Below are 14,002 nucleotides of genomic sequence, written 5' to 3'. Positions count from 1 at the left end.
CAGACGGTAACATGATGTTTTTACCGTAACTGTCGAGATGATTTATGAAACGTGCCGTCGTCGTGTTCAGCGGAGGACAAGATTCCACTACCTGCCTGGTTCAGGCGCTTCATCAGTACGATGAAGTTCACTGTGTCACTTTCGATTATGGTCAGCGACATCGCGCTGAAATCGACGTCGCCCGTGAACTGGCGCTGAAACTGGGCGCGCGCGCGCATAAGGTGCTGGACGTTACGCTGTTAAATGAACTGGCCGTCAGTAGCCTCACCCGCGACAGTATTCCCGTTCCTGACTATGAACCTGATGCCAGCGGCATTCCGAACACCTTTGTGCCAGGCCGCAACATTCTCTTCCTGACGCTGACGGCGATCTACGCCTACCAGGTGAAAGCCGAAGCGGTGATCACGGGCGTGTGTGAAACCGACTTCTCCGGGTACCCTGACTGCCGTGACGAGTTCGTGAAGGCTCTCAACCACGCCGTGAATCTGGGGATGGCAAAAGAGACGCGCTTTGAAACGCCACTGATGTGGCTTGATAAAGCGGAAACCTGGGCACTGGCAGACTACTGGGGCAAACTGGACATGGTTCGCAGCGAAACCCTTACCTGCTACAACGGCATTAAAGGTGATGGCTGTGGCCAGTGTGCGGCCTGTAATCTACGCGCAAACGGACTGAATCACTATCTGGCCGATAAAGCGGGCGTGATGTCGGCGATGAAGAAAAAAACCGGGCTCAAATAAGCCTCTTTGACCGTGCTGGCGAACAGAATATCGACAGCACGGGTCATGAACACAACGCGTCTAGACGATCATCAACTGCAGTTTTTCCCGCAACTCCCCTTCCAGCGGCAACGCTTTCTGGGTTTTCAGATCGATACAGACAAAGGTGATCAGCGCGTCGGCAACGGCCTGGCCTTCAGGATCCAGCGTCACCGCCTGGGTTAACACGCCGCTCTTGCCGTTTAACTGTTGAAGCTGGCTGGTGATGGTCAGCACATCACCCAGCACGGCCGGGCGACGGTAGTTGATATTGATGTTGACGACCACGAACGCGATGTTGTGCGCGGTCATCCACTGAAAGCTTTCGCTGCTTTCCAGACCGTCCCAGCGCGCTTCTTCAAGAAACTCAAGATAACGGGCGTTGTTGACGTGCTGGTAAACATCGATGTGGTACCCGCGTACTTTGATTTTTGTCTGCATAGCGCAATAGCCTTTACTGTTGTTATAGGATAAGAGGTCATGACTGGTATGACCTCTTTATCCTGGCAAAATTTTGCCGCCGTGCAAGTAATTATGTGATTACAACGTCAGGTGTGAGAGGTTGCGCTCAACCAGCGCTCCGCCCATACCGGGCACTTGCTTAAGATCGTCAACCGTTTTGAAAGGACCGTACTCTTCGCGATAGCTGACTATCGCCTGCGCTTTTTTTAGCCCTACGCCATTCATTACCCGGGCGAGATCCTCTGCCGATGCCGAATTGATACTGACTCGCGTACCGTCATCATCCACGCTTTTTCCGGCATCCGTGGCTTTCGTCTGGCCAGCTGCGGGTGCCGCTGCGTCAGGCCTGGTTTGCACCGCCGGTGTTTTCGCCGCAGGTGTCGTCGCCAGCGCACCTGCGCTCATCCCGGTGGTGGCAATCACCAGAGTAATGAACAGAGCCTTGATTCCACATTTCATGCTGTTATCTCCTTGTTTGTTGACAGCCAGGCCACAATATCCAGCGCTATAACCCGGCACAAACGGCAGATTGCAGAAATGGAAAAGGCCGCGAAAGCGGCCTTTAGTTATTGCAGAGCGTTACGAAAATATGCGAGCAAATACGTAATTATTGCTGCTGAGTCATCACGTCACCGAGCTTGATTTTGGCTTCTGTGCGCAGGTTGCTCATCATCGCTTCGAAAGCAATCTGGGCATTGTTCTGGGTAATACCCTGCACCATCGCTTTCTTCTGCTCTTCAGGCATCGTGCCTGCTTTCACGTCGTCCAGTGCGAGCAGAACGACGTTACCCTGCATATCGGTAGTGGTACCGAAGCTTGGTTTATCCTTCGCAGGCAGGCTCAGACCGAACGCTGCCTGACTGACAGGATCCTGACCGGTACGGCTCAGCGTTTTTGGCTCACCGAAGCTCAGACCTGCCGCTTTCAGCGCATCCTGTTTACCCGCTTTCAGGTCAACCAGTATCTTCTCAGCATCCAGTTTTGCCTGCTGTTCCGCTTTGTTGTGCTTAACCTGAGCAACCACCTGATCTTTCACTTCTGCCAGCGGTTTAATCGCTTCTGGTTTGTGCTCGCTGACGCGAAGAACAAACGCACGATCGCCGTCGACGGTAATGATGTCAGAGTTGCTGCCCGGCGTGCCGTTCTCGCCAACCAGACCACCGTTGAAGATGGCATCAGCAACCGGTTTGAAATTCAGCTCTTCCGGCAGGTTGTTACGACCGAACCAGCCGGTCTCAACCGCTTTCACCCCTGCAGCCTGCTCAGCACCAGCCAGAGATTCGTTGTCGTTGCTGGCAGCATCACTGACTTTCTGTTGCAGCGCGTAGTATGCATCCAGCGCTTTTTCCTGCTTCACTTTCGCTGCGATATCATCGCGAACGTCAGCCAGCGGCTTGGTTTTCGCGGCCTCGATATCATCCAGACGCGCCACCAGGAAACCAACGGAAGATTTAATGACACCCGAAAGCTGGCCTTTGTCTTTCAGACCGGCATTTTTCAGTTCGTCAGGAGTGGTGCTCTCTTCCAGCCAGCCCATATCACCACCGTTTTTAGCAGAGATAATATCGGTGGATTTTGCTTTCGCGAGGGAGGCGAAATCAGCGCCCTTATTCAGCTCATCCAGCACGGCTTTGGCATCTGCCTCAGTTTTGGTCTGGATCACGCTGTAGCGGTTACGCTGCGGCTGAGTGAACTGATCCTGATGCTGATCGTAATAAGACTGAATTTCCGCATCAGAGGCTGTTTCCTGCAGCGCGGCAGCATCCAGCTTGATGTAGCTCACACGGAACTGTTCTGGAGCAACGAAGTTACTCTTGTTCTGCTCGTAGTAGGCGTTAATGTCCGCGTCGCTAACCTGCTGCTTCGCCGCCAGAGCATTCACATCGATGGTCGCTTCACGTACCACGCGCTGCTGTGCAACAAGGGCTGCCAGCTCTTCCGTCTCACCTTTGAGCATGAAATCAGTGCCAACGACGGCATTGATGAGCTGTTGGGTTGTCAGTTGATTACGCAGAGCCTGAGCGTATTGATCGGCAGTCATGCCCATCTGATTAATGATGCCGTTGTAACGCGCATTGTCGAATTTGCCGTTAGACTGGAAAGCCTGAGTCGATAAGATGGCTTTTTTAACCTGCTCATCGCTGATGCCCAGGCCCAGTTTTTTCGCGTATTGATCCAGCAGCGCTTCGTCGATCAGACGGTTCAGGGTCTGTTGGCGCAGGGATTTCATATACCCTTCGTTTGCCGCGAGTTCAGAGAATTGGTCGCCCAGCTGTTGCTGCATACGGTTACGTTCACCGGCAAAAGCATTCTCGAACTGACCGCGGCTGATCTCCTGGCCATTCACTTTTGCGGCATAGTTCGCGCCACCGCCGATAAGGTAACTGCTCACGCCGGTCAATATGAACGACACGATAATGATACCGAAAATAATCTTGAGCACGAGACTGTTAGCAGCCGTGCGTAAGCTGTCCATCATGGTGTAACAACACTCCGCTGTAGGTGACTGGTTACCTGACGCTAACGGAAAATCCTGCCCGTCGCGCGTAAAGGCGTATTGTGACAAGAAAACGGTGCGATTGTCAGCCCACAACTCGCATAAACTCGCACAAATCAGGCCTGGACAAACAAAAAAGGCACATCAAATGATGCGCCCTTGTACTATTCGGCTTCCCTGAGATGGGAAAGCAATCAGTTTACTGCGTCTTTCAGCGCTTTACCTGCACGGAAACCCGGCACTTTAGCGGCAGCAATGGTGATCTCTTTACCGGTCTGAGGGTTGCGGCCAGTACGGGCAGCACGCTCTTTAACAGCAAAAGTACCGAAGCCTACCAGTGCAACGTCGTCCCCAGCCTGCAGAGATTCAGTAACAGAAGCAATTAATGCATCTAACGCACGTCCAGCTGCAGCTTTAGAAATATCAGCACCAGCAGCAATTTTGTCAATCAGTTGAGATTTATTCACTGTTCTCTTCCTCTCTTTATAATTTATATCGCGCCTGAATCCTTCACAACGCGACCGCGCAGCAGTTATATCAGGCCTGCCATGACCTTACAACACCCGTTGTTGATGGCTGGCCTAATCAGCAATCTAAATTAGCTATACAAAAAAAGGCTGGCAAGTGCGAAATGACTTACCAGCCTTACTTTTATTGACGCTCTTTGCGCGAGGTCACTATTTTGCGGTTACAACCTGCATTCCGGAAGGTTCATTCTGCAGGGCGAGAGTCAGAACTTCCTCAATTCGCTTCACAGGATGAATCTGCAGATCGGCAATCACGTTGTCCGGAATCTCTTCCAGGTCGCGTTTATTTTCGTAAGGGATCAATACGGTTTTGATCCCACCACGGTGTGCCGCCAGCAGTTTTTCTTTTAACCCACCGATTGGCAGCACCTGGCCACGCAACGTGATCTCACCGGTCATTGCCACATCGGCACGCACCGGGTTGCCGGTAAGGCAGGAAACCAGTGCGGTACACATGGCGATACCTGCGCTTGGGCCATCTTTCGGCGTTGCCCCTTCAGGCACGTGCACGTGGATATCGCGTTTCTCGTAGAAATCAGGGTTAATGCCCAATTTCTCCGCACGTGCGCGTACCACGGTCAGCGCGGCCTGAATCGACTCCTGCATCACTTCACCCAGAGAGCCGGTGTAGGTCAGCTTGCCTTTACCCGGGACACAGGCGGTTTCAATGGTCAGCAGATCGCCACCCACTTCCGTCCATGCCAGACCGGTGACCTGGCCCACGCGGTTTTCATTGTCCGCGCGACCATAGTCAAAGCGCTGAACGCCCAGATAGGCATGCAGGTTGTCGCCATTGATCACGATGTGTTTCAGGCTCTTATCCAGCAGCAACTGTTTAACCGCCTTACGGCACAGTTTAGAGATTTCGCGCTCAAGGCTACGCACGCCCGCTTCACGGGTGTAGTAGCGGATGATGCCAATAATCGCGCTGTCCTCAACGGTCAGCTCGTTAGCTTTCAGCGCATTACGCTCAATCTGCTTCGGCAGCAGGTGCCGTTTCGCAATGTTCAGTTTTTCGTCTTCGGTATAACCGGAGAGACGAATCACTTCCATACGGTCCAGCAGCGGCGCCGGAATGTTCATGGAGTTCGAGGTCGCGACAAACATGACATCGCTCAGGTCGTAATCCACTTCGAGATAGTGATCGCTGAACGCCACGTTCTGTTCTGGATCAAGAACTTCCAGCAAAGCTGACGCCGGATCGCCACGCATGTCCGAAGACATTTTGTCGATCTCATCGAGCAGGAACAGCGGGTTTTTAACGCCCACTTTCGCCATCTTCTGGATCAGTTTACCCGGCATAGAACCGATGTAGGTACGACGGTGACCGCGGATCTCCGCTTCATCGCGTACGCCACCCAGCGCCATACGGATATACTTACGTCCGGTCGCTTTGGCGATGGACTGACCCAGAGAGGTTTTCCCTACCCCCGGTGGTCCCACCAGGCACAGAATCGGGCCTTTGATTTTGTTCACACGGCTCTGGACTGCGAGGTACTCAAGAATGCGGTCTTTCACGCGCTCAAGGCCGTAGTGGTCGGTATCCAGGATCTCCTGCGCCTGACGCAGGTCTTTTTTGACCTTGCTGCGGGCATTCCAGGGAACCTGAACCATCCATTCGATATAGCCACGCACGACGGTCGCTTCAGCCGACATTGGAGACATCATTTTCAGCTTCTGCAGTTCTGCTTCGGCTTTCTCTTTGGCCTCTTTCGGCATTTTCGCCGCGTCGATCTTACGCTTCAGCGCTTCGTTTTCGTCCGGCGCGTCATCCATCTCGCCGAGCTCTTTCTGAATGGCTTTCATTTGCTCATTCAGATAGTACTCACGCTGAGATTTCTCCATCTGCTTTTTAACGCGGTTACGAATACGCTTCTCAACCTGCAGCAGATCGATTTCAGACTCCATCATCGCCATCAGATATTCCAGACGTTCGTTAACGTCGGACATCTCCAGAACGGACTGTTTGTCAGCCAGCTTCAGCGGCATGTGTGCAGCGATGGTGTCCGCCAGACGCGCAGGATCGTCGATGCTGTTCAGCGACGTCAGCACTTCTGGTGGGATTTTCTTGTTCAGCTTGATATAGCCTTCGAACTGGCTAATCGCGGTGCGCACCAGCACTTCCTGCTCGCGCTCATCCAACTGAGGTGATTCAAGGTACTCTGCCTTGGCAGAGAAATGCTCGCCATCGTCAGACAGGGTGGTAATACGCGCACGCTGCAAGCCTTCTACCAGCACCTTAACGGTGCCGTCAGGCAGCTTCAGCATCTGCAAAATAGAGGCCACGGTCCCGACGGTGAAAAGATCGTTTACACCCGGCTCATCCGTTGATGCTTCTTTCTGCGCCACCAGCATGATTTTTTTATCATGATCCATGGCGGCTTCGAGGCAACGGATAGATTTTTCCCGCCCTACAAATAAGGGTATGACCATGTGCGGATAAACCACCACATCGCGCAACGGCAATACGGGGATTTCAATGCGTTCAGAACGCTCAGGATTCATAGAGCTCTCTCTTAGTTTAGTGTCCGCCAGGTAAACTGGTCATGTCACTGTGCTTCACATAACCATTAACATGTATCCAGTATATGGGGATGTTTCCCACACATTCAACGCCGCGTATACGGAAAAATAAAAGGGGAGATAAAATCCCCCCTTTTTGATTAACTGCTTGTATGATTTGGCGAATTATTCGCCAGATGCCTGTTGCGCTTCCGGCTTGCCATAAATCAGCAATGGCTTGGTCTGGCCGCTAATGACCGACTCATCAATCACCACTTTCTCAACATCTTCCATCGACGGCAGATCGTACATGGTATCAAGCAGCGCCGCTTCCACGATAGAACGCAGGCCACGCGCACCGGTTTTACGGATCATCGCTTTCTTGGCAATCGCGTCCAGCGCTTCGTCACGGAATTCCAGCTCAACGCCTTCCAGATTGAACAGCGCCTGATACTGCTTGGTCAGCGCATTTTTCGGCTCTTTCAGGATCTGGATCAGCGCGTCTTCACTCAGTTCGTTCAGCGTTGCCACAACAGGCAGACGGCCAATGAACTCAGGAATCAGACCAAACTTGATCAAGTCTTCTGGCTCAACCTGTGACAGCAGCTCGCCTTCGTTCGGCTTTTCGGACGAGGCTTTCACCGTCGCGCCAAAACCAATGCCGGAGCCGGTTTCAACACGGTGAGAGATCACTTTATCCAGACCGGCAAACGCACCACCACAGATGAACAGGATCTTGGACGTATCAACCTGCAGGAACTCCTGCTGAGGATGTTTACGGCCACCCTGCGGTGGAACGGCTGCAACCGTACCTTCGATCAGCTTCAGCAATGCCTGCTGCACGCCCTCACCCGATACGTCACGGGTAATGGACGGGTTGTCAGATTTACGGGAGATCTTGTCGATCTCATCGATGTAAACAATCCCGCGCTGCGCTTTCTGTACATCGTAATCGCATTTCTGCAGCAGTTTCTGGATGATGTTTTCTACGTCCTCACCCACATAACCGGCTTCGGTCAGGGTGGTGGCATCGGCCATTGTGAACGGAACATCCAGCAGACGCGCCAGCGTTTCAGCCAGCAGCGTTTTACCGGAACCGGTTGGGCCGATCAGCAGAATATTACTTTTACCCAGTTCTACGCCATTGCTGGTATCACCGTTACGCAGGCGTTTGTAGTGGTTGTATACCGCCACGGCGAGCACTTTTTTCGCCTGCTCCTGACCGATGACATAGTCGTCAAGATGATGACGAATTTCATGCGGCGTTGGCAGCGCGCTGCGCTCGCGGTGAGGTGCTACTTCTTTAATCTCTTCGCGAATAATGTCGTTACATAAGTCAACACATTCGTCGCAGATATACACGGACGGCCCGGCAATCAGTTTACGCACTTCATGCTGGCTTTTGCCGCAAAAAGAGCAGTACAGCAGTTTGCCCGAACCATCTTTGCGTTTATCTGTCATGAGTCCAAACCTCTTTTTAAGTTCTTTGTGCCGCACATGACGACGCAAATGCCATTTTCAGACGCAAGCTGCTTTTAGCAACATGCCGCCCTACCTGAGTATAGCGGCACACTCGCGTCACGGGCATCAATTACGATGGGTCAAAACGGAGTCGACTAAGCCGTACTCAACAGCCTCAGAGGCAGAGAGGAAACGATCGCGCTCGGTATCGCGCTCGATCTGCTCAAGAGATTGACCCGTATGCTGCGCCATAAGTTCATTCATGCGCGCTTTTACTTTCAGAATTTCGCGGGCGTGGATTTCAATATCCGTCGCCTGCCCCTGATAACCCCCCAGCGGCTGGTGAATCATCACGCGGGAATTTGGCAGGCAGAAACGCTTACCTTTAGCCCCTGCGGTTAACAGGAACGCACCCATAGATGCAGCCTGACCCATACAGATAGTGCTGACATCTGGCTTGATGAATTGCATGGTGTCATAAATGGACATACCTGCCGTGATCACGCCGCCCGGGGAGTTAATGTACAGGTAAATGTCTTTTTCCGGGTTTTCCGCTTCCAGAAACAGCATCTGCGCCACGATCAGGTTAGCCATGTGGTCTTCCACCTGGCCGGTCAAAAAGATAACGCGCTCCTTGAGCAGACGGGAATAGATATCAAAAGAACGCTCACCACGTGAGGTCTGTTCAATAACCATTGGCACCAGAGCCATATGGGGTGCAAAGTTATCTCGTTCGCCACTGTATGACATTTCCGTCTCCTGGATCAAAATTGAAAACACCTGCTGTACTGATTGTAACCTTACGGACGGATTATCAGCCAGTCTCAATCATCGTGATTACACACTTATGGGGTTCATACTGCCCTATTTCAAGCATAACAACCTTTTGTTGTTACGCTAACACTGAAAGGGCGTTTTAGCACTCTTCCTGGGGTAAAGCCGTGATAAAAAAAACCCGTCGCCGGAAGGCAACGGGTTTTTTGTTCAAACTTTAAACCCTGGGGGCGAAATTACGCCTGCTGGTTCATCAGTTCGTTGAAAGAGGTCGCTTTTTCGGTCACTTTCGCTTTCGCCAGTACCGCTTCAACAGCCTGCTCTTCCAGGGCAACATTGCGCATGTTGTCCATCAGCTCTTTGTTCTTACCGTAGAACTCGATCACTTCTGATGGATCTTCGTATGCAGAAGCCATCTCTTCGATCAGGCCTTTCACACGCTCTTCGTCAGCTTTCAGCTCGTGGGTACGAATCACTTCGCCCAGCAGCAGGCCAACAACAACGCGGCGTTTAGCTTGCTCTTCGAACAGCTCGCGTGGCAGTTCCATCGCTTGCTGCTGGTTGCCACCGAAACGCTGTGCAGCCTGACGGCGCAGAACGTCGATTTCGCTATCAATCAGGGCAGCCGGAACGTCGATTTCGTTCGCTTTTACCAGACCGTCAATCGCCTGAGATTTCACACGGTTACGTACAGCGCCGTTCAGCTCACGTTCCATGTTTTTACGCACTTCGGTACGCAGACCGGCTACAGAACCATCTTCCACGCCGAAACGCTTGATGAATTCTTCAGTCAGTTCAGGCAGTTCGCGCTCTTCAACTTTCTTCAGGTTGATAACGAACTTCGCTGCTTTACCTTTCAGGTTTTCAGCGTGGTACTCTTCCGGGAAGGTCACGTCGATGGTGAACTCTTCGCCCGCTTTGTGACCTTTGATACCGTCTTCGAAGCCTGGGATCATACGACCCTGGCCCATTGCCAGTACGAAGTCAGACGCTTTACCGCCTTCGAACTCTTCGCCGTCTACAGAACCGGTGAAGTCGATGGTCACACGGTCTTCCACGTCAACAGCACCTTCTTTCTCTTTCCAGTTCGCCTGCTGCTTACGCAGAGTGTCCAGCATGCCGTCAACGTCTTCGTCAGTCACGGAAACAACAGGTTTTTCAACTTCGATAGATTCCAGACCTTTCAGCTCAACTTCCGGGTACACTTCGAACTCTACGGAGTAGGTGAAGTCTTCACCCTGTTTGTATTCGCCTGGAACGTAATTCGGCGCACCGGCCGGATTAATTTTTTCTTTGATGATCGCATCAATAAAGTTGCGGCTCATCAGTTCACCCAGCACATCCTGACGCACGGAAGCGCCATAACGCTGAGCAACAACATTCATCGGTACTTTGCCCTTACGGAAGCCGTCAATACGTACTTTTTTTGCTACGTTGACCAGCTCGCTTTTCACAGCAGTTTCGATGCTGTCAGCAGCGATAGTAATCGTTACACGGCGGCCAAGGCCTTGAGTGGTTTCAACTGAAACTTGCATCTTGTTACCTCAAAAAAATCACAGTGCTCGGTCAACTCTGAATCTGTCTGTTATACCGGGATGCTCTCTTAGTGCAGATTCACATTCCCTGTCGCCAGAATCATCCCGAAGACATTCATTAAGACGCGGCATTATAGCGGCATCACTTAGGTGAGTCGAGAACGGTTGGGGCATGTTGCTGCGGCTTTTTTCACACTTTAAGGCTATTTTTAGCCTTAAAAACGCACCATCCGCTCAAAACTCAGACAAAACAAAACGGCCCGGAGGCCGTTTTGAGGAAATCTGTATGCAACATACTGGAAAAGCTCCAGCCGTTGCAAATCCGATTTATCAGGCGATGGTGCCTGCGCCGCGACACGGCGGCGATGCAAATACCGTATCCTGCAAGCCTTCCCATTCCTTAATGGTATAGGTGTGCAATGCCAGCGCATGTACGGTTGTGGAGAGTTCTTCCGTCAAGGTGCTGTAGATCAAGCGATGTCGGTTCAGGAAACGTTCTCCCGTGAAGCGATCGCTGACCAGAACCACTTTAAAGTGGCTTTCAGAACCTGCCGGCACGTTATGACGATAGCTTTCGTCGACGACTTCGAGGAACACAGGGTTGAACGCTGCCCTTAATTTATCTTCTATCTGTTCACGTATCATCATGAAATCACTCCTCCGACAACGCCAGGATGTCACCCATCCCTTTAAATATTAGCCGCTTTTACCGTTTCCATTACAACAAGACAACAAATATTTAGCTTTCGTCTTATTTTCTCATTCAGACGAATGAAGTTCACTGTGAGACTCATACCTTTTGACCTTCGCGCGTGGAGAAAAAGGCGGGGCTGGTCAGTTTTCGGACAAGGCGATGAATTTACATGCGTTGACCACTTCCCCTGGCCGTTAGCGATGTTATGATGGCGGCAATTTTTCTCTGTAATGCTTACGATTCGTTGAGAACCTGAAAATGTTAAAAAAACTCTTCTTTCCGTTGGTAGCACTTTTTATGCTGGCAGGCTGCGCTACCCCGCCTACAACCATTGATGTCTCCCCTAAGATTACCCTGCCTCAGCAGGATCCTAGCCTGATGGGCGTAACCGTGAGCATTAACGGTGCCGATCAGCGTCAGGATCAAGCCCTGGCTAAAGTGACCCGCGACAACCAGCAGGTGACGTTGACCGCCTCACGCGACCTGCGCTTCCTGCTGCAGGAAGTGCTCGAGAAACAGATGACTTCCCGCGGCTATATGATTGGCCCAAGCGGTGCGGTTGATCTGCAGATCATCGTGAACAACCTGTACGCTGACGTGTCCCAGGGTAACGTTCGCTACAACATCTCCACCAAAGCGGATATCGCCATCATCGCGACCGCGAAGAACGGCAACAAGATGACCAAAAACTACCGTGCGAGCTACTCTGTTGAAGGCGCGTTCCAGGCGTCCAACAAAAATATTGCTAACGCGGTTAACAGCGTGCTGACTGACACCATTTCCGATATGGCGCAGGACACCAGCATCCACGACTTCATCAAGCAAAACGCGCGTTAATCCCGCTTCCTGACCCGGTGTTTCACCGGGTCAGCTTTATATGAACATGTCGAGTCATTACTTACGCATTTTCCAGCAACCCAAATCAGCCATCCTGCTGATCCTTGGTTTCGCCTCCGGTTTACCTCTCGCCCTCACCTCCGGCACGCTGCAGGCCTGGATGACCGTCGAGAATATCGATCTCAAAACCATTGGTTTCTTCTCCCTCGTCGGCCAGGCTTACGTCTTTAAGTTCCTGTGGTCGCCGGTGATGGACCGTTATACCCCGCCGTTCCTGGGCCGTCGTCGCGGCTGGTTAGTGATGACCCAGGTCCTGTTGCTGATCGCAATCGCGGCGATGGGCTTTCTTGAACCCACGACGCAGCTTCGCTGGATGGCCGCCCTTGCGGTGGTAATCGCCTTCTGTTCTGCCTCGCAGGATATCGTTTTTGATGCCTGGAAGACGGACGTGTTGCCTGCAGAAGAGCGGGGAGCCGGCGCAGCCATTAGCGTGCTGGGCTATCGTCTGGGGATGCTGGTATCCGGTGGTCTGGCGCTGTGGGTGGCCGACCGTTATCTCGGTTGGCAGGGCATGTACTGGCTGATGGCCGCCCTGTTGATCCCCTGTATTATTGCCACCCTGCTCGCCCCCGAACCGAGCGATGTGATCCCGGTTCCACGTTCTCTGGAGCAGGCCGTTGCCGAACCTCTTCGCGACTTCTTTGGCCGCAACAACGCCTGGCTTATCCTGCTGTTAATCGTCCTTTATAAGCTCGGCGATGCCTTCGCGATGAGCCTGACCACCACCTTCCTAATTCGCGGGGTCGGGTTTGATGCCGGTGAAGTCGGCGTGGTGAACAAAACGCTCGGGTTGTTTGCGACTATTGTCGGGGCCCTGTACGGCGGCGTATTAATGCAGCGTCTGACGCTCTTTCGCGCACTGCTGATCTTCGGCATCCTGCAGGGGGCATCGAACGCCGGTTACTGGCTGCTGTCGGTGACGGATAAGCATATGATCAGCATGGGCGCCGCGGTGTTTTTTGAAAACCTGTGCGGCGGTATGGGGACAGCGGCGTTTGTTGCCCTGCTGATGACCCTGTGCAACAAATCGTTTTCCGCGACGCAGTTCGCTCTGCTCTCGGCGCTTTCCGCCGTTGGTCGCGTGTATGTCGGGCCGATTGCCGGCTGGTTTGTTGAAGCCCATGGCTGGCCAACGTTCTACCTCTTCTCCGTGGTAGCGGCAGTGCCTGGGCTCTTATTGTTACTGGTCTGTCGCCAGACGCTGGAATATACCCAGCGAACAGAACACTTTATGCCACGCACGGAATATCATCGCGCTTACCGTTTTGCGTTACGACTGTTAATGGCGGGTTGCTTTGCCCTGGTGCTGTGGCTCGTGGTGCTCATTATTAATGCCACCACCTCTCTGGTACTGCCTCTCGAAGCGCTTCTGCTGGATGCCGGCGCGCTGCTGGCGGTTGCCGGGATCCTGACTGGCGGGCTGCTCGATTTCATGGCGCTGCGTAAAACGCAGTTAATCTGAAGTAAAATCCGAAAGGTTATTTCCCGTTGTAATCACGAACCGAAATTATAACGGTGAAATAGCCGCCAGCCGCTAAAAAAAATATTTGTTGTTTTGTGCGGGATAGGATTCGGAAATTATTGGAGTCAATTGCAGAACGCTATTTTTCATTAAACGATTCAGCATCAGAGAGTTTGATTTTTCGTTTTTTAGTTGTCTTTTTATTGATAATTAATTGTTAATTTTTTGTTTATTTTTCACAATGGTTATACCAATTGCCCCTTTTAGGGTATGCTTGGGGGTCCTTTCGTTATAAAGCCCATGCCATGCGGCTTACGTCTTAAAAAGCGACATAATTTGCAACACTTGTGACATGTGCGGCAGAACCCGGTAACACCTTCCTGACACAGGTCTAATGATGTTTACAGTAATGTAACCTTCCCGTAAAATGCCC

12 protein-coding genes are annotated in these 14,002 nt (G+C 52.2%); 3 read left to right on the top strand and 9 right to left on the bottom strand.

The genetic code is table 11. The annotated features are described in order from the left end of the window. Positions 1 to 44: 44 nt before the first annotated feature. Complete coding sequence (queC, locus tag AAIR21_RS09955) at positions 45 to 740, top strand: 7-cyano-7-deazaguanine synthase QueC (RefSeq protein ID WP_014168876.1); 696 nt, start codon at positions 45 to 47, stop codon at positions 738 to 740. Positions 741 to 800: 60 nt separating this feature from the next. Here queC and AAIR21_RS09950 read toward each other — a convergent pair whose 3' ends face one another. The 9 genes from AAIR21_RS09950 to bolA all read right to left on the bottom strand — a co-directional run bounded on the left by AAIR21_RS09950 (position 801) and on the right by bolA (position 11,164). Further along, entirely contained in the window at positions 801 to 1,199 is a 399-nt protein-coding gene (locus tag AAIR21_RS09950; RefSeq protein ID WP_014168875.1) for a YbgC/FadM family acyl-CoA thioesterase, read from the bottom strand. A gap of 99 nt (positions 1,200 to 1,298) precedes the next feature. Next, positions 1,299 to 1,679 (bottom strand): helix-hairpin-helix domain-containing protein, encoded by a 381-nt coding sequence (locus AAIR21_RS09945; protein WP_020885207.1) that lies wholly within the window; start codon positions 1,677 to 1,679, stop codon positions 1,299 to 1,301. 148 nt (positions 1,680 to 1,827) lie between these two features. Next, entirely contained in the window at positions 1,828 to 3,699 is a 1,872-nt protein-coding gene (ppiD, locus tag AAIR21_RS09940) for a peptidylprolyl isomerase (protein WP_020885208.1), read from the bottom strand. Between the two features lie 212 nt (positions 3,700 to 3,911). Beyond that, positions 3,912 to 4,184 carry a nucleoid-associated protein HU-beta gene (hupB, locus tag AAIR21_RS09935; protein ID WP_002444653.1) on the bottom strand — a complete coding sequence of 91 codons (273 nt, stop codon included), beginning with the start codon at positions 4,182 to 4,184 and terminating at the stop codon, positions 3,912 to 3,914. A 210-nt stretch (positions 4,185 to 4,394) separates the two neighbouring features. Continuing rightward, complete coding sequence (gene lon, locus AAIR21_RS09930) at positions 4,395 to 6,749, bottom strand: endopeptidase La (protein WP_014168872.1); 2,355 nt, start codon at positions 6,747 to 6,749, stop codon at positions 4,395 to 4,397. A gap of 183 nt (positions 6,750 to 6,932) precedes the next feature. After that, complete coding sequence (clpX, locus tag AAIR21_RS09925) at positions 6,933 to 8,207, bottom strand: ATP-dependent protease ATP-binding subunit ClpX (RefSeq protein ID WP_020885209.1); 1,275 nt, start codon at positions 8,205 to 8,207, stop codon at positions 6,933 to 6,935. Between the two features lie 126 nt (positions 8,208 to 8,333). Beyond that, on the bottom strand, positions 8,334 to 8,957 hold the full coding sequence (gene clpP, locus AAIR21_RS09920; protein ID WP_020885210.1) for an ATP-dependent Clp endopeptidase proteolytic subunit ClpP: 624 nt from the start codon (positions 8,955 to 8,957) through the stop codon (positions 8,334 to 8,336). Between the two features lie 260 nt (positions 8,958 to 9,217). Then, positions 9,218 to 10,516 (bottom strand): trigger factor, encoded by a 1,299-nt coding sequence (gene tig / locus AAIR21_RS09915; RefSeq protein WP_183516600.1) that lies wholly within the window; start codon positions 10,514 to 10,516, stop codon positions 9,218 to 9,220. Between the two features lie 330 nt (positions 10,517 to 10,846). Beyond that, positions 10,847 to 11,164: a transcriptional regulator BolA gene (gene bolA, locus AAIR21_RS09910; RefSeq protein ID WP_013095855.1), complete on the bottom strand. Its 318-nt coding sequence runs from the start codon at positions 11,162 to 11,164 to the stop codon at positions 10,847 to 10,849. Between the two features lie 304 nt (positions 11,165 to 11,468). On the opposite strand from bolA, the gene AAIR21_RS09905 reads away from it, so the two are divergent. Further along, the gene (locus tag AAIR21_RS09905) at positions 11,469 to 12,047 is read left to right on the top strand and encodes a lipoprotein (RefSeq protein ID WP_014168866.1); all 579 of its coding nucleotides are present in this window, start codon (positions 11,469 to 11,471) and stop codon (positions 12,045 to 12,047) included. A 46-nt stretch (positions 12,048 to 12,093) separates the two neighbouring features. Further along, a complete protein-coding gene (ampG, locus tag AAIR21_RS09900) occupies positions 12,094 to 13,569 on the top strand; it encodes a muropeptide MFS transporter AmpG (protein WP_183516601.1) in 1,476 nt (491 codons plus the stop codon). Positions 13,570 to 14,002 lie beyond the last annotated feature (433 nt).

It is taken from the genome of Enterobacter sp. PTB, assembly GCF_051130085.1.
Lineage (GTDB): Bacteria > Pseudomonadota > Gammaproteobacteria > Enterobacterales > Enterobacteriaceae > Enterobacter > Enterobacter ludwigii.
Note: the sequence above shows the minus strand (reverse complement) of the source record. Positions and strands in the feature narration are given on the sequence as shown.